The following is a 21,283-nucleotide window of genomic DNA, read 5'->3' as shown; positions in this document are numbered from 1 at the left end:
GCCCGTGACCGCTCTTTCGCACAAGTGGCTGCGCCAGGTGCTCACCGACAGGGGTGTCAAAGCCCCATCAGATGCAGCATGCGCAGCGTTCGTAAAGTCGCTCGAACCAGCGGGCCATGAACAGGCTCGGACGTTCCTGAACGCTGTGGCGAAGGGAGTGGAATCAACCGACCAAATGGCAGCGTTCCTTGAGGCCATCAGCGCAGCCCACCGTGAGGTCACAGCAGTCCCCCCAGAGCCGCTGGCAGTGCGAGCGGTGCAGCCTTCTACCCGAAACACAAGGTCTGCTCCGCCCGTACCGGCGCTCAAGCGCAAGCCGGTGGCCGCCGCTGTCAATTTTGAGAGAGCTGTCTTGCGCGATCAGGGCATGCACATCTACGCAGCCAAGGCTGCGATGAAGGTTGAGCTCGACGTATTACGCGCGGCAGAGGGTGGGCCAAGCCGCCTCACTGTGCAGATTGAACTGGCACCGGCTGCGGCGCCGCGTTCCTTCGATTGGGGGCAGAAAATTCCTTTCCAGTTCACGCGTCGAGAACTGCCGCTCCTGGGCGCCATGCTGATGGGATATGCGGGGGAATCTCTGGTGCTGACCAATCACGGGCCGGACCACGACAAGCGTCTTGAGTTGCACCAGCAGGGAAGCGTGTTGTACGTGAAGCTGCGCCAGGGCACCACCACGCTGGCCATGCCCGTCGATGCAGCCGATCTCTACGGGTGGGTCGCGCTCACCGTCACGGCCCTAAAAAATCACCATCAGGCCCTTGACTCTGGGGCTTTGTTTGAGATTCTGAAAAAGACTGGGGCGATGCACGCAGCAGCCTCAACCTCAAAACCTCACACCTGAAAGAACCGATGAAATCCACTTGCACTCTCAAGCTCAGCTTGGCCATGCTCAGCGTGGCCGCTCTCCTCACCGCATGTGGCGACGCGTCCCTTGGTAGCGCTTACTCTTCGAGCGCTGCTCCCAGCATTGAAGACGTGAAAGCCTGGCGCTTGGCCAACGTCGACACCAAAACCTACAACGTGAAGTCCTATGAGGTCAGCGACCTCACCTGCTCCGACGTGAGCAAAGAAGAGCTGGAAACCGTCAAGAAGAGCTACTCGGCCTTCGGCATGAGTTCGGACGACTTGATGAAGGCACTCGTCCAGTGCAGCTACACCGTGAACGCTGCATTTGAGGGCCGCGACAAGGAATTCAGCAAAACCCAGGACTGGGGCATCACGAACCACAAGGTCAAGAACGAGAAGTTCGGGTTGCTGCGCAAGCGCGACACTACCCAATGGATGGGGACCCCGCGGTTGCCCAAGAACGAAGGATGAGCAGCGACCTGATGGGCTCGCCGCCCGCGCGCCGCCTGTTTGCGTCTGTTCAGGGCACGGGTCCTTTGCCTGCGTTCGCGCAAGCCATGCTGTTCCTGCTGGCATGAGCCGCGGTCAGATGGTTGGCGTAGGGAGAGGGCAGGGCGCCAGTGCTAGAAGCTTGCTGCCCGCTCCAGTAGCCCATTGTCGCTCACAGATGCAAGCGTTCCTGCTGGGGTTGGGCACGGGAGCATGTGCATCGACTCAGCGACGTGACTGCAGCACGCCAGCTGGAGAACGTGCTGCCATTCGCCGCGCATTACCGGCAGTTCGAGCCCGGCACCGAGATTCCCCCCAATAGCATCCTCGGTCGCGGTCATCGGCGCCTGGCGCCGAACGTTCAAGGGCACCGACACTTCTTCGCGAAATCACAGCTGAGTATTTCGGGCTTCCTGGACACCAAGTTCGACACCGTTGACACAGTGTTCGGCACCTCAGTCAACGAACTTCACCGGCCACCCTGTAGAGAACTCCATCAGACCCACCGATTGTTTGAAGAGGCTGGCGATACCTACTGTATGCGATCCCATCTTGATGGGTGGTTGACCCTCAGCTCCGAGACTAGATTTCAGAAATCGGCCAGTAACGGTCTTTCGACAAACGGGACAGCAGTCGCTTAACGCCCTAGGGATGGTGTTCAAAACCGGCGCAGAGAAGGCCGTTGAGCGCATGAATCTCGCGACATGAAATTACCGTGCTCGTTTCGATCGATTTCAACACTGCAGAGGTCGATTTCTCGGCCTTTCGAGGCCTCATCCTGGCCCTTGGGCGCGCTGCAGGCGCACTCATCCCTGCGCCCTCTGCAAAAGCCGGTGCCGCGCCATCCACAAGTTGGAGAGTGCGAACAGCGTGTGCAGTTGCGCCGTGTTCTTCATCAGCCCGCGGTAGCGCACCTTCACATGCCCGAACTGGCGCTTGATCACTCGAAACGGGTGCTCCACCTTGGCCCGGATGCTGGCCTTCACATGCTCCAGCTCATCCAGCACGCGCCCCATCGGCGTGGCCTTGTCCAGCGCTTTGCGTTTGCCCGGGCGCATGGCCACATGCCAGTTGGCCTCGATGCCTTGCGCTTCTTCGCGCTTGGCCACGCCTTGGTAGCCCGCGTCAGCAAACACATCGCTCTCTTCACCGTGCACCAGCGCGCTGGCCTGCGTCACGTCATTGACATTGGCCGCCGTGCCCACCACCGTGTGCACCAGGCCCGAATCGGCGTCTACGCCGATATGCGCTTTCATTCCAAAGTGCCATTGGTTGCCCTTTTTGGTCTGGTGCATCTCGGGATCACGCTCGCCGCCGCTGTTCTTGGTCGAGCTGGGTGCGGCAATGAGCGTGGCATCGATGGCCGTGCCGTTCTTGAGCAACAACCCTTTGGCTGCCAGCGTGCTGTTGACGGTGGCCAATATCTGCAGGCTGAGCTGGTGCTCTTCGAGCAGGTGGCGAAAGCGCAGGATGCTCACGCGGTCGGGGATGCGCTCTGTGCCCGAGAGACCAGCGAAGTCACGATACAGCGGCGTCTCGAACAAGGCCTCTTCCATGGCCAAGTCCGACAGGCCAAACCACTGCTGCAAAAAATGAATACGCAGCATGGTTTCGTGTGCGAACGGCGGGCGCCCCGTGCTGGCCACTGGCGAGGCTGCCGCGATCAAGCCAATGAGTTCGCGCCACGGCACCACCAGCTCCATCTCGTCCAGCAACACGGCCTTGCGTGTGCGCCTTGTGCTCAGGTTCAGTCCCAGTTCGGCTTGCTTCTTCATGACGCAATTGTTCCTCGGCTCGGCCCTTCAAACCATCGGGGACTGCACGGGGTTTTGAACACCATCCCTAGCTAACTGGCAGCAACGTGCGCATCAAACTGATGGGCAGTTGCATGCTGAATTAAGCGCCAGTTGAGGGTACATGACTGAATGCTTAGCAGTTGCCCTTTTTGGCTTGTCCGGGCGGGCAGAACGTCCCGCCACCTGAGTCATGCCGGCCAGCAGGGTCAATGACGACCGAGCCGGATGGCGTGTAAACGGCACAGCCGGCTAAGGACGACACAAGAAAAATCGCCACGATCAGTGTTTTCATAGATAGCCTTTGTTGATGCGATCGCACGCAGTTTATACGGGTGCTGTTTGCCTGCGGTGGAGGTGGTTCACAGACGCGGTTTTGGGCAAGAATGAGCCCCGAAAGTAAGCGAGATGGCGCCGCAAGGGGAGCCTTCGATTTTGACGGATGAGTTAGAAACTCTGAGAGATCCAACTACGGCCAATCACGACAAACAATAACGGTACCCCAAAGATTCTCAGTCGTACAAGCGGTCCCTTGAAGCCGGGCCCAGCGCCGACAGCGCCGCAACCACGTCGGACTGCGTCACGATACCCACCAAGTGATCTGCCCCATCGATGATGGGTATGTGGTGATGTCCGGTGCTGCCGAACAACGGAATCAACTCCGAAAGGTGCCGGTTCACGCTAGCCACTCGCACCTGGCGCGTCATGATGTCACCGACCCTGCCTGACCCGGCAGATACCGAGCCGTCAGTCCATCCGCGAAGTTTGCGAAGCCGGGTTTCGAAATTCATGCCGCGGTCGCCATCGCCGGCACGCATGAAGTCAGCGGGCGTGACGATGCCCACAATTCCACCAGCAGCATTGACTACCGGCAAGGCTTTGATGCGGTGCTCCTGGAACAAAGCCCAGGCCTGCTGTAGCAGCGTCTGGTGGCCGACCGTGATCAGCCTTTTCGACATGATGTCTCCGCATGTCAGATTGGCCAGCTTTCGCTGATAAGCGCTGAGTTGGGTGTCTTGCAACAAGGCCTTGAGGTCGTCGCGGCTGATGTCGAGCACCTGGTTGTAGCGGGCAAGGACCGCGTTCAGGTCCGCGTCTACCGCATCGGCTTCATCGTCGCGGGCTTGTCTGGAGACTGCAGCCGCTCTGTGTGGGTAGGGCCGTCGGGTCGCGCCGTTGAAGAGCATGCCCACCGCCACGAGGAGCACCGAGTTCACAAGCACAGGTGTCAATGCAAAAAAGGGGTCCCGAATACCGTTGAGCACCACCAGCAGCGCTGAGGCACCCCCAGGCGGATGCAGGCATCGCAGGGCGAACATCAATGCGATAGCGAGCCCGACAGCGAGCGCAGCCGCGATTTCCGGGCTGGCGACCCAGCGAACACAGGCGATGCCGACCAGCGTCGACAAGGCGTTTCCCGCCACCACCGCCCACGGCTGCGCCAAGGGGCTGGAGGGCACGCCAAAGACAAGCACCGCACTGGCGCCCAACGGTGCGATCAACCAGGGCCATGCAGCCTGCGAACCCGCCAGTGTGCGACAGACCAATGCGGTCGCGAGGATGCCAACTGTGGCTCCAAGAACAACCCGCAAACGCTCGCGCCAGTCGGCCCCAACAGAGGCAGGCAGTAGCGCTCGCAACCATGAACTCACGGCAACAAGAGGTATGGGCCAACGGTTGCGGCGAGTCGTGGGAGGGCGCACAGCAAGGGTCAATGGATCGAGTCGTTGAAGTTTAGCGAATGGCGATCGTTGGCTCGAACGACTGTCCATAGGATTCCGCGAAGCAAATTTTAGTTTTTGCGTCAAGCCTTATGCGGGCGACGTCTAACCCCGAGCATTTTTCTTTCGATAGGTCTGGCAGACGGGACGTGTCATGCTCCCTGTCGTTCAAGATCAAGTCCTGCACACGCAGTCCTCCAAGGCAGCTGTAGACAGAGGCTGTGTGAAAACTCCGTTTAGCGACGTTTTCAGGGGTCCTTCACCCCTTAGCCCACTGACAAAAACGCAACCTGGGTCAATCTGAGAGGTCGCCTTTCGGGCTGGCGTCGACCGCGATGAGTTTTCACTCAGCCTCGAATGAGTGCGTACCTTCATAGCTGCGGTAAAAACGGGTATTCGTTCTGATACCCTCCGTTCTGTATGCAAACCAATGAATGGCTGCAGTGCACGCCGAAGCTGCCACTTGCGGGCGAGCGGGCTCGAGTTCGTCACGGACCGCGCAGGGAACCTGACGAGAAGCGATATTTGCGTGCGTTGGGCCGAGGGTGTCCAATGCAATTTTCTTGCAGTGCCTGGAAGGCGAACGATTGGTGGTGAACTCGCTGTACCACCGCATCTTGCTGGACCAGAGACATCACGACCCCGCCATTCTGGACTTTGAGGAAATCGTGTGTCGCCAATTTGGATCGTGGTCGATGGGCCTCATCCACTCGGCCCCGGACAACCAAGCCCTCTTTCTTAAATATGCAGCGGGCCCTCAGTTCGACCCTTACGAGATGCGACCGAACACGCTGCGCGCGTTTTTCTCTGAACTGGTGGGCAACGCTCGTTGGCTCAGTTGAGGCAGCTCCACATCCTGGTGTGATGCGTGAGGTGAGTTGTCTCTGGCGCTGAGCGAGAATGCGCAGCCCTCCGATATGGCCTGCACACGCCTGCGCGCATCAAAGTCCAACATTCGATTCATCAACAGAACAATGAAACTTCAGAACACTTTTGCGTTTCTCGCAAAATCGATGGCAGCGCTCACCTTGACGTCTTTCGCCATCAGCGCCTGCGCGCAAGGCGACGCGTCCTCCGCGCGGCTGCACCCCTGGCAAGCTGCCGCCCCGCGGCTCACCGCTGAGGCTTACTTCACCAACCTCAAGGATGGGGACCAGATCGAGACGCCTTACTTGCTCAAGTTCGGACTTTCAGGAGGTTGGGGGCTGGCACCGATTGCTCAGCCTGGCCGCGAGCGCAGCGGTCACCATCATCTCTTGGTCAACCGGGATCTGCCATTGAACTTCAAACAGGCACTGCCCTTCAACGACCAGTACATCCACTTCGGCAAAGGTCAAATGGAAACGGTGCTCACACTTGAGCCAGGCACCTACACCTTGCGCATGCTCCTTGCAGACCAGCAGCACCTGCCTCACTTCGTGTTCAGCAAGCCGACACGCATCACAGTCACGCGAAAGAGCAGCAGCGATCCCAAGGCCCTTTCAGTCAAGGGCCTGTCTATTGGTCTGGAAGGCATCACCCAAAAGAATCCATTTCGTGTGCAGTTTCATGCATCGGCATTGGATGTGGCTCACCGTGCTCAAGGAATCGCCAACACGGGTCACTTTCGCTTGACCGTAACACCTGAAGGTGGGCGTGGCTCGCCTGCGGTGATGGAGTTCTCCGAAGGCCAGACCGAGGTTTGGTTGGCGCCACCCCCAGGCAGCTACAAACTCCAGCTTGACTTGATCGACAACGTGACCCCAGGCAAGCTGATGGCTGAGTCCGCTCGAACGACAGCAAAAGTGGAGTGAGCTGAATCAACAGTATCCGGTGATCCTCGGCCCAACAACGGTACCTCACTGTTGTTGGGCTTCCTGCGGCGGGGGACCCAGGTTTCACGTCAGTAAAGAGAGAGCGGATCTGTTTTTAGATCTCAGTCTGCTTGCAGACACTGGACCAATCGGGCAAGCATCGTGTCCGTCTCAAAGGTTACGCATTTCCTGAACGTGGGTTGAAACTGTGCGTTGAGCAACCAACCGCGCACCAGTTATTGTTTGAGAATCTGGAGGCGAGAGTTCAGTGAGAGGCTCCTGCGCGTTGGCTCCTGTCTTGAACAACCTTGTGTGACTGGCGGTGGTCCGTTCTGAAGGCTATGCCGGCACCGGCTGAACCCTCGGCACCTTTTCACAGAGGCGCCAGCAAGGGACTTGGTACTGTTTGTCTCCCTGTTTGGAGGTGCAGCTTGCAAGAGCCAGAAACATCGTTGCCGCTTCCTCAGCGTTTGCTGGCAGTGGCTGTTGTCGTGACGGCGCTGTACTTCGGACGCGATTTGCTGATTCCGTTGGCATTGGCGACCTTGCTGGCGTTCGTGCTGGCGCCCTTGACGGTCCGCATACGGCGTCTGGGCATTCCACGTGGAGTGGCTGTGACGGTGGTGGTCGCAATCACGCTGGGGGCCTTGATCGGACTCAGCCTGTTCATGGCCGGACAGGTCCGCGGGCTGGGCAAGGAACTGCCCACCTACCAAAGCAACATCGCCGCGAAGTTCGACCGGTTTCGCGCGCAGTTGCGCACGCCGGGTCTCTTCAGAGAAGCCAGCCGGGTGATCGACGCGGTCGAATCCGAGATCGAGCAGACGCAGGGAGAGCTGGAGCAAAAGCCCGCCACAGCCGCTCGGCGCCCCGCCCGGGTCGAGCTGGTTCCGACCGCACCCGGAGCCTACGAATCGGTGGGCCGCTGGCTCGAACGCATCGGTCCGCCTGCCGCGCTCTTCGGCACCACGCTCATCTATCTGTTTTTAGTGCTGCTGAATCCCGGAGACATGCGCGATCGGCTGGTCAGCCTGTTGGGCGGCAGCGTTCATCGCACCACCGACGCCCTCAACGACGCTGGCCAGCGCGTCAGCCGCTACCTGACGATGCAGTTGGTGGTCAATCTTTGTTACGCCGTTCCCATGGCCGCCGGGCTGTGGTTGATCGGCATACCGGGAGCCCTGCTGTGGGGGTTGCTGTCTGCAGTGCTGCGCTTCATACCCTACGTCGGCTCGCTCGTAGGGGCGGTGTTTCCGCTGTTGCTGGCCTTTGCGGTGGATCCTGGCTGGTCGATGGTGGCATGGGCCTTGGCCCTGATCGTGGTGCTGGAGCTGATCAGCAACAACATTGTGGAGCCTTGGCTCTATGGGGCGAGCACGGGTCTGTCGGCCATGTCGTTGATCGTTGCAGCGACTTTCTGGACGGCGCTGTGGGGCCCGATCGGGCTGGTGCTGTCGACGCCTCTGACGGTTTGCATGCTCGTCATTGGACGGCACCTGCCGCAACTGGCTTTTCTGGACGTGATGCTGGGCAGCCGGCCCGCGCTGGAACTCCCCAGCCGGATGTACCAGAGGCTGTTGGCCGGCAACAGCGCCGACGCCATCGAGCTGGCTGAGGAATCGGTGGCCGGGTCGAGCCCGCGCCAGTTCTACGAAGACGTCGGTATTCCCGTGCTGCGCATGGCAACGGTGGATCACCGCTTGCAAGAGGCCTCGGCGGAGCACAGACACCGCATCGTCAGCGGCATGTCGGCGGTGATTGACGAACTGCGGGCGCACCACGCTGCCGAGCGGCCGCAGGCGCCCCTTGAAGCCCTGTGCATCGGCAGCCGCTGGACGGTGGACACCCTCGGCGCAGGGATGGCCGCCCATGCGCTTGCGCTGGACGGCGTGGCCGCTTCAGCCGCTCCAGCAGCGGCGGGCGCAGTCACGGCGGAGCTCATCGCGTCGCTGGGTTCTGACGGTGCGAAAGTGTTCGTGCTGTCGTACTTCAGTCCACAACCTCAGGAGCACGCGCAGTACTTCGCCCGCCGCCTCAAGCGGCGCTGGCCCGACTCGAAAGTGATCTTGGCCTTGTGGAATGTGGAGGGCGCCGAACTGGCGGCGCTGCCGATTGCCGATTGGGGGGTGGATGCGGCCGTCGGCTCCATCAACGCCATGGTCACCGAAGTCTGCGCCCGGCTGGAACGCGAAGGGGCGGTGGGCTGGTCGCCTGCGCAATACGGCGCCGACGACGCACAGCGAGTGCGCGCGCTGCGTGACAGCGGCATCCTGGACGCTTCGCTGCGCGGCACGTTCGACAGCGCGGCACGACGCGCCGCCGACATCTTCGACGTGCCCGTGGCGATGGTCACGCTGATTGACGAGCAGTGGCAGTACACGCATGGCGACTCGGCCAAGGCCGGGCGCGTCGGGATCGGTGAGCCCGAGCGGGGGCCTGAGCGCGGTGCGTCGATGTGCGGACATGTTGTCGCCGACGGCGCGGCGCTGGTGGTGCCCGACGTGCAGCGGGACCCGCGGTTTGCGGCCAACCCAGTGTTGATCGAGAACGGGATTCGGTTTTACGCAGGGGCGCCGCTGCGGGATTCCGAAGGCCACATCCTGGGCACGCTTTGCTTGCTTGACACCCAGCCACGCACCATGAGCCTGCGCGATGCGAAGTTGCTGGAATCCCTTGCCGACGAGGTGATGGTGCCGCTGCGCAACCGTTCATGCCCCAATGGAGCTGTTTAGAAGCCAAAGGGGTTTCGTTGACTGCGCTGCGGCAGAGACTGTGGACTTGGTTTTTACTCCTCATCGTCGGGAATCGCTGCAGCGCAAGGCCCGTTTTCGAAATCCGCTCAAAACTGAATGGAGTCGCTTGGGTGATTCGCCTTGAAAGGCTGCAGCGTGCATCACCGACCGTTCAATGGCCACTGCCCGAATGGCCTTTGCGCAGCCAAGACAGGAGGTCGTGACGATGCTCTGAGCTCCATTCATGAGTCCGGCCGCACTTGCATTGCCAGCTGCTGAAGCTGCAAAGAGATCAGATTCAAGCCAAGATGTCTCTCTTGCCACAGGGGTGATGCAAAGGGACAAGGTCTTCGACATCCGCCACGCTGCGGAACTTCTGAGACGTTAGGGCCGCACCGTTCAAAAGAATGCCATCGTCCGTACTTCGATGCTCTCGCGCTTGGGCGCATCGGCGGGCGTGGTTGGGTCTTCAAACGCGGTGTGTCCCATGAAACGTGCGCGCCCATCAGTCTCACTGTCGTAGGTTTTCAATAGCAGCGCTTGGTGCGCTTCCATCTGCGGAAAGTACATCCAGCGGTGCGTGGATGCGTGACGCATGACGTAGATCTCACCGGTGCGTTCGCGGTACTTCAGATCCATGCGCAGCATGTCGCCCTCAGAATGTGTACGCGCGTCACACATTGCCAGAGGCAGTTCGTGCACTCGCTCGCGCAACGGTTTCCACACGTTGTAGAAGGCTACGCGGCGCTTGAGCAACGCGTCAGCTTCGTTGGGCAGAATATCTCGCACCCGCTGCGGCCCACTGGCCACGGTGTAGTCGCTATGCACCAATAGAACCGCCGGACGCTGAACGGTGGTCTGCACCTTTAGGTCAGCCGGCAGACGTTTGCGCACCGTGTGGTCGAACACCACGACGCGCTTCGCACCGGTATTTCGCTTCACGTGTTCGACCACCTGGGGATAGAAGTCGCGCTTTACAGCAGCGTCGTCATCGAAGGCATTGAAGGCGGCTCCAAAATCGTGCAGCTCGAAACCCTCGCGGTCAGCGCTGAGTTGTCCAACCTCGGACCAAGCATCGTGAATCTCCACCTCCCGTGCATCCGTTCCCGGTGGGTTGAGTTCGGTCCCCGGATCGGGTTCGTAGAAGTAGTAGTCGGGCGGGCGACCGTTGTCTACCGTGTAGTTCAAGGTCGCGCGCACCGAGCGCCTGGCAGACATCAGCATCAGGCGGCCTTTTTCAAAGTGCGTTCCAAGGTGAAGCCCTCGCCCACCCAGGTCTTGTCCCAACTCGGCAGGGACTCCACGTTGTGCATCAGCCAGCGCCGCACGTTGGGGTGCTCGTTCAGTGGCAACTTTTGCCAGCCGTGCAGGTGCATGGGCGCGGCCAGCGCGATGTCGACGATGGTCGCGCGCGAACCCATTACCCAGTCACGGCCCTGCAGCCGTGTGTCCAGGATGCCAGCGAGTTTGTGGAACTGCACTTCGTTGGCTTGCAGCACGTTGTCATCGGGCGCGCCCCCCAGCAAGGGCTTGACACAGTTCTCTACCAAGTAGGTGTAGCAGGCTGGAAACCAGCTGGCCGATTCCCAGAAGAGCCAGCGATTGAGGTCGGCGCGCTGCGCCGCATCTCGTGGGTAGACCGTCTCGCTGCCGGTCTTGTCGGCGGCGTACTGCAGTATGGCGTTGGACTCCCACAGCACCAGATCACCGTCGACCATGGCGGGAATGGATGCATTGGGGTTGATGGCGAGGTAAGCGTCGCCCTTTTGCTCGCCCTTGAAATAGTCCACGTGGGATAGTTCGTAGGGCGCCTGCATCAGGTCGAGACCCGCGAGCACCTTGCGGCAGTTGATGGTGATCGGATCAGCATAAATTTTCATGGGGTTTGTCTCCAGCGGTGGTTGGGGCAGTGGTCTGACGCCACCTGTAATAAATTCTAGGGATGGACACCGAAACACGCGCATGTTCGAATGCGAACGTTTTGTGTCCCGATTGGAAACAATGCCGATATCGCGCGAAATGCTCACCACCTTCCTGGGTGTGGCCGACTCTCTCAGCGTGAGTACTACTGCGCAGGCACTGGGGGTCGGCAAAAGCGTAGTGAGCAAACGCGTGGCACAGCTCGAGGACTCGGTTGGCGCCACGCTGTTTGCGCGCAGCACCCGACGTGTGGTGCTTACACCGGCAGGCGAGATCTACGCTGTGCACGCGCGCCGCGCGCTCGATGCACTGGGCGATGGTGAAGAGGAGGTGCGTGCGCTGCGTTCGGCGCTCAGTGGGCGAATCCGCGTGACGGCACCCGTGTCCTGGGGCCAGCGTGTGCTGGCCCAACAGGTGCCCGTGTTTCTGAAGCAGCATCCTGAAATCGAGATCGACCTGCATCTGGCTGACCGCATCACCGACATCGCCTTCGAGCGCTTCGACATTGCGCTGCGCTGGTCATCCACCGCACCCGCGCCAGAGCTGGTGTGCACCCCGGTGGCACAGGTGCACTGGGTGATGGTGGCTGCTCCCGACTACCTACGCACCCATGGTCATCCCAAGAGTCCAGCAGCATTGACTGACCATGCCTGCTTAGCCTATTGGCGGGACGCGCTGGATGAGGCGTGGACCTTGACCCAGGGCCGGCGGGTTCAGAGAATCAAGGTGCCCAGTCGCTACCACGTGGACAACCCTGAGGCGGTGGCCGAAGCCGCTATGGCTGGCCTTGGCATTGCACTCTTGCCCACCTACCTTTGTCAGAGTGAACTGGACGCCGAGCGGCTGCTGCCAGTGCTGCGGCAGTGGACACCCCGCACTCGCTTCGGCACCGAGATCACCGCAGTGACCACACCTGAACGCTTGCGCGTGGCGCGCAACCGCAGCTTGATCGGATTTCTGCAACAAGATTTGGTGTAGTAGCGGTGGAGCTGTAGATCTAGCGCCCGACGCGTGTCGCAATACAAGCTCATTCACCACGTGTATGTCTGAGTAAGACTGGTCTCGGGCATACATTGTGGAGGCGTTACTCGGTTGCGAGAGCGAGCACCGGTCCTAGAGCAAGACGCAGCTCGACTGACAGCTGAACATTCAAAACCGGCACGTCACGACAGCCGGCGGATGGACACCACCCGCGTTCCTGCTCGCCTTCAGGGTGCCTGTGAGTAATACTAACCAGAACTCACCTGTCCGGGAAACGGCCAATGACCACGTAGTGGCTTCGGTAGGGTACCCGAACAGGTCTAAGTTCAAACGCGAATGACTTCACCTTTGAGCGACCACAGGATGGCCAGCACTTCCACACTCAAGGGCTTGTTATGGCCGATTGGCGAAGTTTAGCCTTGGAGCTGGGGGTCAGCTACCCATCAAGACGGGATCGCCGGCAGTCTATGTATCGCCAGCCTCTTCAAGCAATCGTTGGGCTCGTGGAGTTCTCTACAGGGTGGCCGGTCAAGTTCGTTGACTGAGGTGCCGAACTCTATGTCAACGGTGTCGAACTTGGTGTCCAAGAAGCCCGAAATACGCAGGGCCAAACTCATCGAGCGCAACAGCTTCGAGTCCAAGGCCCACATGACTGTCATCACCTGGATTAAAGGCTGGTACAACCCCATGTGCCGCCGCAGCGGCTTGGGCTAACCACAGTAGTCAGTCGTTGCAAGTGCTGCTCGCCTCAATGATCAAAAGGCAACGTCCTGACGACTTGGCGCCTCTGCGACGAATGTCCGAGGTAAATCTGATCCCAGCTGTCAGCGAGCGAGGTCGAACGTCGGCAGATTGACGGCGGCGATAAGACAGCGTCATTGCAGCAGCTTGACCAGATTTTCTGCCGCGACAGCTCCGTATTGTTTGAGGTCGGCCGAAGTCTGTGCCACCAGTGGGTGGTCTCGGTGCGCCCCCAGACCCGACATGGGGTTGAGCCGACTGCTCTTTGTCCAGGCAACCACGGCAGGGTGAGACGCGCACGCGCGGTCGTGCGCCATTCGCGCGAGGTAGGTCGACAGGTAGTCGCGCGGCTCGTCCCAGTACCGGATCGGCGGGCACACGCGGTTCTTCTCGGCGGTGTCGGCGATGGTGGCTTCGATCACGCCCAGCAGGGCGGCCGGGTAGCAGGCAAAGCCCCAGAACAGGGGCTGGAGGGTTACCCGATCGGGTTCGAAGACTGGCCGCAGCGCCGGACGCGCCAGGCCGACGGCAGCGCAGTGCACATGCAGCGTCTCGGGCCCGGTGGGCACCGAGCCACCGTCAAACACGATGCGGTCACGCTCGATGCGGCGCACATGCCCCAGTCGCACCACGTCTTCGATCTGGCGCAAAAGGGCCAACTCGGCTTCGCTGATCATGGCCCCGCGGCTCATGGTGGGTACCACCCCGGTGTCCACCCGCAGGAAGAGGCCTTCGGCCTCTAGCCGTGCGAATACGTCATCCACAGAAGTGCCCTGCGCCATGGCCTTGAGCTGCAAGCCGACCCCCGCAAAGAAGTCTGGCAGACCTTCCCCCGGCTGGTAGAAGCGCCGGTTCAGCCACCAGGCTTCGCGCGGCCTGACCCACTGGATGGCGCTTGCCGAGACGCCATGCGACAAAAGCCAGATGCAGGTGTCCAACGCAGTCTTGCCAGTCCCGATGACCACGTATCGCTCGGGCCACTCGGTCAAACGAGCAATGTCGCCCGCAGGCACGCAGCGCACGCCCTCGGCCACTTCAAAGGGCGGCGGGCTGGTGGCGGGTATGCGTCCTTCGAGATAGCCGGTGTCGACCGGCTTGCGCCGCACACGCACCTCTTGAACCGCACCGGTGAGGCGCGAGGTAATGACGTGTTGGCCGTCGGGGCCGATGGAGTGATCGCTGCAGGGGAAGTGGCGCACCCGTCCGGTCGGCAGGAAGTGCTGGTCCATCACATGTGCGTAGTAGGCGCGCAGTTCGTCCGCACTCGCCATCTCGTGGAACCCGGCATTGATGCCGGACTGGCCCACCGCATCGCGCCCCAGGGGCACAGACGACACACCGTAGAAGGCGGACGGCTGGTGCAGGCGCACGAAAGGATAGGCGTCGATCCAGTGTCCACCCGGCGCGTGGCGCCGGTCCACCAGGGTGACGGTCGCATCAGACTGGCTGAGCAGGGCATCGGTGAACGCCATGCCGGCCGCTCCGGTGCCGACCACGAGGTAATCTGTCTCGAGAGGTTCACGCATCACCGCTCCTGAGCAGCTTGGCCCGGTGCGGGGTCGCACACGACGCGTGCACAATTAAATACAGATTTGCAAGGCTTGCCAAGGGCAGCGTTTCGGGTGTCCCGTGGCGCAGAGCACCTGATAGGGCTTCGGGTGATGTAACCCCTAAAGTTCGCCCAGTCGCTGCGCAGTCGAATGTTGACGGAACCGTGAATCCGCCAATCCTCTGCTCTCCACGTTGAACCAATGCTTTGCGGGAACGAACCTGATGATCACAGGGTCGTGGTCTCCAGGCTAGGCGGTAGCCGCGCCAAGATACCGCTGCGCAGCCGTTCAGGTCGATCGTTGCGCAGCATGTTGCCGTCGGTTGCCGTGGCGTGCAGGGCGGCACAGGCCAGCACGTGCTGAGCGGTCTTTTCGTCGGGCTGCAGATCGCCAAACAGGTAGGTGTGTTTACCCGGAGCTTGGAAAGCCACAGAGCAGGCGCGCGAGCAGCTGCTCAGGCAGGCGATGCCGCGCACACGCACCGATGGCCACCGGTCTTCGTGCAAAAGTTGCTGCATCTGCACAGCTTCGAACAAGTCGGCACCCGCCGCTGGCAGATCGCGCGATGCGCCAGGTGGACGGCAGGTGATGCAGATGATCACTTCAGTGATCGCGGTTGAAACGGGTTCTGACATGGCGTGTGGCGAGTAAGGGTTCGGTCTGGAAAGCGGTGTTCTCCGTGCCAGCACTCGGCCCAGGCCGCGCACCGGCCGATGGACCGCAAGGGATTATCAAAATCGACCACGACGATGTGGCCTGCCGCCTGGCGTAGGTCGGGACGTTCGAAGGTGCATCCAGCAGTGAAGAGCCACAGGCAGGTATCCTGGTCGCGAACGCGCTGGCGCGTGGTCACGCACAAAATCCGCTCGGCCTCTTTAAGGCAGACAGCCAGCGGCGTGCCACCGCCACTCACGGGCCGTGCCCGTGCGCTGCGTGCCGCGCGCGTGGCCTGCTCGATGAGGCATGCTGAATAGTTCTTGACCCGTGCGGGTCGACCCTCCTGGCGCATGGAGCCCGAGGAATCGAGTGCGATCAGGTGCAGGCCGGACATTCAGGCGTTCGACATCCCCCGACGCCTCCACCCAGTGTTTGTTGAGCGCATGTGGGAGCATGGTGATCAATCAGTGTCTCCTGACAGGAACAGCGAAGCGGTGGCTTCGGGATTGGAAGCGAACCAGGCGTGGAAATAGCTTGCATGCACCGAGCCCGAACGAAACACGGCCTCACCCGCACCGCTGGCGCCCGCCCGCGCCGGCTCGGTGCGGCACACCGGTTCGAGCGTGGATACACAACGCGAGTAGTGAAACGTGTGGCCACGCAACGCGCCCGCAGGCAGCGTGAGCCGCTGAGGCCCAAGCGCGGTCAGGCGCTTCTGCATGGTCACGGAACCCGGCAGCAAACCCCACATCGCATGCGTCTCTCCGTCGAGGGTCAGCAACTCGTCAAACAGCAGCATCATGCCGCCGCATTCCGCCCACAGCGGACCGCCCGCGTTCACATGCTCGATCAGGCTCGCACGACATACCGTGCTGCCTGCCAGGGTGGTCGCATGCAACTCGGGGTAGCCTCCGGGCAGCCATACCGCGTCACAAGACGGCAGCGCCTCATCGGCCAGCGGCGAGAAGAAAGCCAACTCCGCGCCCAGCCCGCGCAGCACGTCGAGGTTGGCAGGGTAGACAAAACAGAACGATGCATCGCGCGCAATGGCGATGGTCCGGCCGGCGAGCAAGGGCGCCTGGGCAGGAATCTCCACCGTCGGTTCGAAACTCACCGACCAGCGTGCCAGCGCAGCAGCGTCCATGCGCCCAAGCGGTGTGGCGGCCAGTGCGTCGGCGGCCGCGTCCAGGCGCGCCAGCGCATCGGGAATTTCAGACGCTACCGTTAGTCCCAGGTGACGCTCCGGCAGCGAAAACGCTTCATTGCGCATGACCGCGCCCAGCAAATTCGAGTCCGTGCGCGAGCCCTCGCCCGACAACGCGTCCTGCAACATCTGCGCATGGCGTTCGCTGGCCACGCGGTTGGCCAACACTCCGGCCCAAGGCAGTCCAGGTCGAAAGTGCTGCAGGCCGAAAGCGAGTGCGCCGAAGGTGCCTGCCATGGCCGAGGCGTCGATCACCGCCAGCACCGGCAGGCTGAAACGCTGGGCCAGGTCGGCCGCGCTTGGCTCACCGTCGAACAGCCCCATCACACCCTCGACAATGATCAGGTCGGCCTCGCTGGCCGCTGCGTGCAGCCGTGCGCGTGCATCGTCCTCGCCCGTCATCCACAGGTCGAGGTTGTGCACGGGGTGGCCCGTGGCAAGCGCGAGCCAATGCGGGTCCAGGAAGTCGGGCCCACACTTGAAGGCACGCACCCGGCGACCCGCCCGCGCATGCAGACGCGCCAGCGCGCAGGCTACAGTGGTCTTGCCCTGGCCGGAGGCCGGGGCTGCCACTAGGACTGCGGGGCAGTGTTGCATCACTGCTGCGGTGCCCAGTTAAGCGTTACGTAGGCCGCACGCCCGGGTTGGTTGTAGCTGTAGGCAGTTTCGTAGAACTTATCGCCCACGTTGTTCAGACGCAGGGCCACCGACCAGTCCTTGTTCACGGTGTAGCGCGCGTGCAGATCGAGCGTGCCGTAGCCCGGCAGGCGCTGCGTGTTGGCCGCGTTGTCGAAACGCTCGGAGACCAGTTGCAGCGAGGCGCCCCATTTCCAGGCCCCGACCTTGTGGTCGACGCTGGCGGTGAGCACTTCGTCGGCGCGGCGCTGCAGCTTGCGCAGGTTGAGCTCGTTACGTGCGTCCAGCAGTTCCAGATTGGTATACCAGCTCCACGCGCCCGCCGCACCGGTGTAGGCCAACGACCATCCTTCGATGCGAGCGCGCGGTACGTTACCCACAGCCGGTTGCAATGTGATGAAACCCTTCACCCGGTTGTCAAATCGCGTGACCTTGACCTCGTGCAGACCGCTGGAGTAGGTCAGTCCAACCTCTCGGTTTTTGCCCCGCTCGGGTTGCGTGGTGGGGTTGCCTTTGAAGGTGGGTGACCCTATCCCCGATCAGTTCAGTTGAGGGAATTTGGGTGGCCATCAGGGGCCGAGAGAACATTCATTGCCTCAACGGGCACCCGAGTGCAGGCAAAGAGCCTTTTCGGTGGTATCGCGTTCCTCCTGGGTCCTGCTGGCCATCGCATTGCAGGTGATCAAGCAATCTCGCGATGGTTTGGGCTCCGGCTGGTGGGCATTGCTGCTTTGCATTCCGCCAGTGGCCGGGATGTTGATGCTCGTGCTGGCTTTCAAAGGCACACCAGAAACGAGCACCCAATCCAACCCGGCATAGCTCCACGCCCAGCCACGGTGTTCCAACTCAGTCCAGGAAAACCTCCACGCCGTCATCGGGTTGCACGCCACCGAGCAATGGCGCGACCATCACACGCCCAGGAAGCAACTTTTCGAGTACGGCGTGCGCGTCGTTGAGAACAGACCACAACACGCCCTCCTTCAACGACACGGTGAGTTGCACGCGCTCGTTAGGCGCCAACTGGACGCCTTGACCACCGCGACCGGTCAGCCACGCACGCTCAATCCCCACCGCAAGCAAGCCTTCGGCGACGCCGGGTGTGTTCTGGAACATCTCGATCAGCTTTTCGATGCGAACCTTCTGCGTTTTGCTCATCCCTGCGATGGAGCCCAAGTACGCAGCTGAGATGCTCTTTCGCCAGTGCCCCAAGGCCTCCGACACCATGAGGTAGGCGTGATCAACCAGTTCCCGGTTCTTCTTGAACCAATCCGACGGCTCCTGCCCCTCCACCGGTGGGCGATGTCCAGTGAGTTGCTCGAACAAGTTTGCAGCGTACTCATGCCGCAGACCATGGCTGACAATTCCCAGATCAGCTTTCGTCACGCCCACCGCGTACAGTGTGTTGTAGTACTTCTGACGCGACTTCTCCATTGACAGTCCCGGGTAGCCCATGTCACCGCGGCGGTTGTTCTTGTTCATCCAGTCGATCGCGCGGTTCAGCACCTCACGCTGCTTGGCCTTCATTTCAGCACCTTCCATGTATGGAACCAGCCGATCCTTTCCGCCCTTGGTGCCTGACGTCAACAGCAGACCTCCCACAACGTCTGCCCGGGTGGGGTTGAGACTGAGCGCTTCCGACACCCGCAACCCGAAGTAATACATCAGCTCGATGAGCAATGACTCGTGGTAATGATCCTCCGCCAACAGCGCAGCAATGCCGATGGGTTCAATCCCTGCAGCGCTCCAGGTCTTGCTGCCATAGGCCACCTGCTGGCGCACCAAGGCGCTGCGCGGTACTCCCTTCGATTCCAGAAGTTGGTACCACTCCTCTCCCTTGGGGATCGCGCCCACCTTGCCGATGAGTTCGCAAAACTTGCGAATGAAACTCACCTTGTTGTTGACGGTAGCAGCCACCTGTTTTTCCTCGTTCACCCAACGCACAACCAGGGCAGCCACGTGGCGGCGGCTGACCTGGTCGATGCGCTGGATCGGCATGTTCAGTTCGCTTAGTTCACCGATCATGCGTTTGAGGGTTTGACCGAAGCGCGTTTCCGTGAGGTGCGACACCGAACGTACACGTCCTATGAAGGCCTGCGGATCCAGCCCGTCCAGAAAATTTGCCATCTGTTTGTGCGGGTCGTTCGCATACAAGGCGATGGCGTGGTCAGAACGTGGTTTGGCGCTGCCAGGACCTCCCCGCTTCAAGGTCTGTGCACGCGATTTGCGGGGAATCGTTGCTTTCTTCTTCGGCCGGAATGGAGCACCGTTATACGAACGCCCGCCTCCTGTCCCACCTGTAGATGCATCTCCCATACCCAAATGTTTACCTTCATCCATCTTGACGCTCCTTTACTGACGTGGCCTCTACCGCAGAGGGTTCACACCTGAAGGCGGCTCTCGCAACCTGCATGTGTCAACCCTCCGGGCAACCTCAAACCGCCAGATCGCTCTGGCTCCTTTTTTCGTGTTTCGCTACTGGTCGCCCGGTACAAGGCCCCTGGGCAAGGCACAACAGTCTTCAGTGGTTTCCGTTTTTCGTTAGCAAGCCATCCTGTCGGCATAGGTGGAATCCCCATGTGACCCTCATCCTTACTGGATGAGCACCCCAACGCAGTGATGGCGTTGGGGGGGTACTGTCTTCTTCAGACAGAGCCTTGTGTGGTGGGCTAGACCAGAGTAGTTATTCACTACCCAGGTGAACTCACTTCACCGCCAGACTGATTTGGCGGCGTTGTCCTTTGCTACTTGTCCAACCTGCCCCTTTTTAGGCCCAGAGGGCTCCCGGCTCAATTGCCAGGCGGGAGGTACTTGTGACGAGCCACCCGAAAGTAGTCGTCAGAGCGAAGTCAAAACGTGAGTTGTTCTTTACGCTTGCGCGTCCACACATGCTCCGTAGCTCGGAGCGTTGGCTGGCGGCTTCCATAGGAAGGCCTAGTTAGCTTGCTGTGGGCAATCCCCATCCGGGGGCCACCACTTCCGAACCGCATCGCGGATTCAGCAGCTGGTCTTTATGCGACCTGTTTTGCGATGCCCCATACAGAGCACCGTCTTGGTTTGCGACTTCCAACGTGGGAGGCCGACTTTTTGCCTTAGGACACTCACAGTGGAGCGTCGGTTGGCGGTTTGCCCGGTGGGCTAGGACATCACTGGTGTGAACCGGGATGTCGACGTACCGAGGTACAGCGAAACGGATATTAGGGGCTGTGCCACATCTTGTCATTCGATGCGGACCAGTTGTGGGCAACCCCTCGCGATATGCGTTCTGTCGTCGGGTTATCCACAGACTAAAGAAAGTTTTCCTCCCCCCTTTCCTCTCTTTATATGTTGGAAAAAATGGCTTGCGAAACAACCCTCTTGTTATCACTCTGTCTTTAAGCGTTCCTTTTCTGTCGCACCTCCCCTTCATGACCTGAGTGAAAGGGCCACTCCGTTCGGAACGTTCGAGGGTTGCGATGGCGTTCACTGAAGGCGAAGCCGCCTGTTGAAGAACAACACTCCCTGGCCCGGAGTGACCCGGCGCGGGCCACTCCGGGCCAGCCGAAGAAGCTCTTGGCACTATTCCTGTCCGCATGTGCTTGGCATGGCCCGGAGTGGCCCGGTGCGGGCCACTCCGGGCCAGCTCCCAATCCGTTGTGTCGCTTTTTGACTGTTGACCTGGCCCGGCGTGGCCCGGTGCGGGTCACTCCGGGCCAAGGACTGGTCGCCATCGCTTGCGCACTTGAGCATGCGACCAGAAACTCCCCTACCAGCACACCCCGTGCATGCAATTTCTTCAAGGAGAGTCCCATGAAACGCGATACGAACATCACCAGCGTCCCAGCTCGAGCAATCGACGTGGGCTACGCCAACACCAAGTACACCTGCGGGCGCAAGCAGGTCAACGGGATCAACATGGTTCACGCCGACTTGTTCCCCTCGATCACTGCCACGCTGCGCCCGAATGCCACGTTCATGCACGCGCCTGGTTCGCACGGTGCTGACGGCTGTATCAGCGAAGTCAACGGCGTCCCCCACTTTGCAGGCCGAGGGGTAGACATGCACTTGAAGGGCATCCAGCCACGGCACGTGATGAAGGATTACTGCACCTCTCCCGCGTACCTGGCGCTGATGCGCGGCGCGATGCACTACATGCTGGAGGATGCAGGCAACCCGCAGGAAATGGCCATCGAGCACCTGACGGTGGGATTGCCTCTGAACACGTACCTCGAATAACGTGA

At 61.0% G+C, this 21,283-nt stretch carries 17 protein-coding genes; 8 read left to right on the top strand and 9 right to left on the bottom strand.

The genetic code is table 11. From position 1 onward, the window contains the following. Positions 1-4: 4 nt before the first annotated feature. Both IV113_RS11025 and IV113_RS11020 read left to right on the top strand, forming a co-directional pair. Positions 5-844, top strand: a complete 840-nt coding sequence (locus IV113_RS11025) for a hypothetical protein (protein ID WP_291084490.1) — start codon at positions 5-7, stop codon at positions 842-844. Positions 845-852: 8 nt separating this feature from the next. Beyond that, positions 853-1,320, top strand: coding sequence for a hypothetical protein (locus IV113_RS11020; protein ID WP_291084487.1), 468 nt, complete (start codon positions 853-855; stop codon positions 1,318-1,320). 824 nt (positions 1,321-2,144) lie between these two features. Here the strand turns inward: IV113_RS11020 and IV113_RS11015 are convergent. Both IV113_RS11015 and IV113_RS11010 read right to left on the bottom strand, forming a co-directional pair. Then, entirely contained in the window at positions 2,145-3,113 is a 969-nt protein-coding gene (locus IV113_RS11015; protein WP_291084484.1) for an IS5 family transposase, read from the bottom strand. Positions 3,114-3,643: 530 nt separating this feature from the next. After that, positions 3,644-4,633, bottom strand: coding sequence for an HPP family protein (locus tag IV113_RS11010; RefSeq protein WP_363318605.1), 990 nt, complete (start codon positions 4,631-4,633; stop codon positions 3,644-3,646). A gap of 764 nt (positions 4,634-5,397) precedes the next feature. Here IV113_RS11010 and IV113_RS11005 point away from each other — a divergent pair. From IV113_RS11005 to IV113_RS10995, 3 genes are all read left to right on the top strand, one after another. Continuing rightward, the gene (locus IV113_RS11005) at positions 5,398-5,694 is read left to right on the top strand and encodes a BLUF domain-containing protein (protein WP_291084481.1); all 297 of its coding nucleotides are present in this window, start codon (positions 5,398-5,400) and stop codon (positions 5,692-5,694) included. 36 nt (positions 5,695-5,730) lie between these two features. After that, positions 5,731-6,645, top strand: a complete 915-nt coding sequence (locus tag IV113_RS11000) for a DUF4399 domain-containing protein (protein ID WP_291084478.1) — start codon at positions 5,731-5,733, stop codon at positions 6,643-6,645. A 431-nt stretch (positions 6,646-7,076) separates the two neighbouring features. Further along, complete coding sequence (locus tag IV113_RS10995; protein ID WP_291084475.1) at positions 7,077-9,377, top strand: AI-2E family transporter; 2,301 nt, start codon at positions 7,077-7,079, stop codon at positions 9,375-9,377. Positions 9,378-9,776: 399 nt separating this feature from the next. On the opposite strand, the gene IV113_RS10990 is transcribed toward IV113_RS10995, so the two are convergent. Together IV113_RS10990 and IV113_RS10985 are read right to left on the bottom strand one after the other, a co-directional pair. After that, on the bottom strand, positions 9,777-10,601 hold the full coding sequence (locus IV113_RS10990) for a CmcJ/NvfI family oxidoreductase (RefSeq protein WP_291084472.1): 825 nt from the start codon (positions 10,599-10,601) through the stop codon (positions 9,777-9,779). Further along, on the bottom strand, positions 10,601-11,257 hold the full coding sequence (locus IV113_RS10985; protein WP_291084470.1) for a glutathione S-transferase family protein: 657 nt from the start codon (positions 11,255-11,257) through the stop codon (positions 10,601-10,603). The genes IV113_RS10990 and IV113_RS10985 overlap by 1 nt, the downstream gene beginning before the upstream one ends. Positions 11,258-11,396: 139 nt before the next feature. Between IV113_RS10985 and IV113_RS10980 the strand changes: the two genes are divergently transcribed. Together IV113_RS10980 and IV113_RS10975 are read left to right on the top strand one after the other, a co-directional pair. Further along, the gene (locus tag IV113_RS10980) at positions 11,397-12,275 is read left to right on the top strand and encodes a LysR family transcriptional regulator (protein ID WP_291084467.1); all 879 of its coding nucleotides are present in this window, start codon (positions 11,397-11,399) and stop codon (positions 12,273-12,275) included. Between the two features lie 582 nt (positions 12,276-12,857). Then, a complete protein-coding gene (locus IV113_RS10975) occupies positions 12,858-12,992 on the top strand; it encodes a hypothetical protein (protein ID WP_291084464.1) in 135 nt (44 codons plus the stop codon). Between the two features lie 161 nt (positions 12,993-13,153). Here the strand turns inward: IV113_RS10975 and IV113_RS10970 are convergent, their stop codons facing one another. The 5 genes from IV113_RS10970 to IV113_RS10950 form a co-directional block, all read right to left on the bottom strand. After that, positions 13,154-14,545 (bottom strand): NAD(P)-binding protein, encoded by a 1,392-nt coding sequence (locus IV113_RS10970; protein WP_291084460.1) that lies wholly within the window; start codon positions 14,543-14,545, stop codon positions 13,154-13,156. 251 nt (positions 14,546-14,796) lie between these two features. Further along, entirely contained in the window at positions 14,797-15,204 is a 408-nt protein-coding gene (locus IV113_RS10965; RefSeq protein ID WP_291084457.1) for a DUF1636 domain-containing protein, read from the bottom strand. A 482-nt stretch (positions 15,205-15,686) separates the two neighbouring features. Then, positions 15,687-17,027: a cobyrinate a,c-diamide synthase gene (locus IV113_RS10960; RefSeq protein WP_291084454.1), complete on the bottom strand. Its 1,341-nt coding sequence runs from the start codon at positions 17,025-17,027 to the stop codon at positions 15,687-15,689. Further along, on the bottom strand, positions 17,027-17,599 hold the full coding sequence (locus tag IV113_RS10955) for a TonB-dependent receptor (protein ID WP_291084706.1): 573 nt from the start codon (positions 17,597-17,599) through the stop codon (positions 17,027-17,029). Before IV113_RS10955 ends, IV113_RS10960 begins: the two co-directional genes overlap by 1 nt. Before the next feature lie 313 nt (positions 17,600-17,912). Further along, positions 17,913-19,403, bottom strand: coding sequence for a tyrosine-type recombinase/integrase (locus tag IV113_RS10950; RefSeq protein WP_291084451.1), 1,491 nt, complete (start codon positions 19,401-19,403; stop codon positions 17,913-17,915). Positions 19,404-20,852: 1,449 nt separating this feature from the next. Here IV113_RS10950 and IV113_RS10945 point away from each other — a divergent pair. Further along, complete coding sequence (locus IV113_RS10945) at positions 20,853-21,278, top strand: hypothetical protein (RefSeq protein ID WP_291084447.1); 426 nt, start codon at positions 20,853-20,855, stop codon at positions 21,276-21,278. Positions 21,279-21,283: the final 5 nt, after the last annotated feature.

This window comes from Hydrogenophaga sp. (assembly GCF_018780385.1).
Lineage (GTDB): Bacteria > Pseudomonadota > Gammaproteobacteria > Burkholderiales > Burkholderiaceae_C > Hydrogenophaga.
This window is presented reverse-complemented; position numbering and strand designations above follow the sequence as displayed.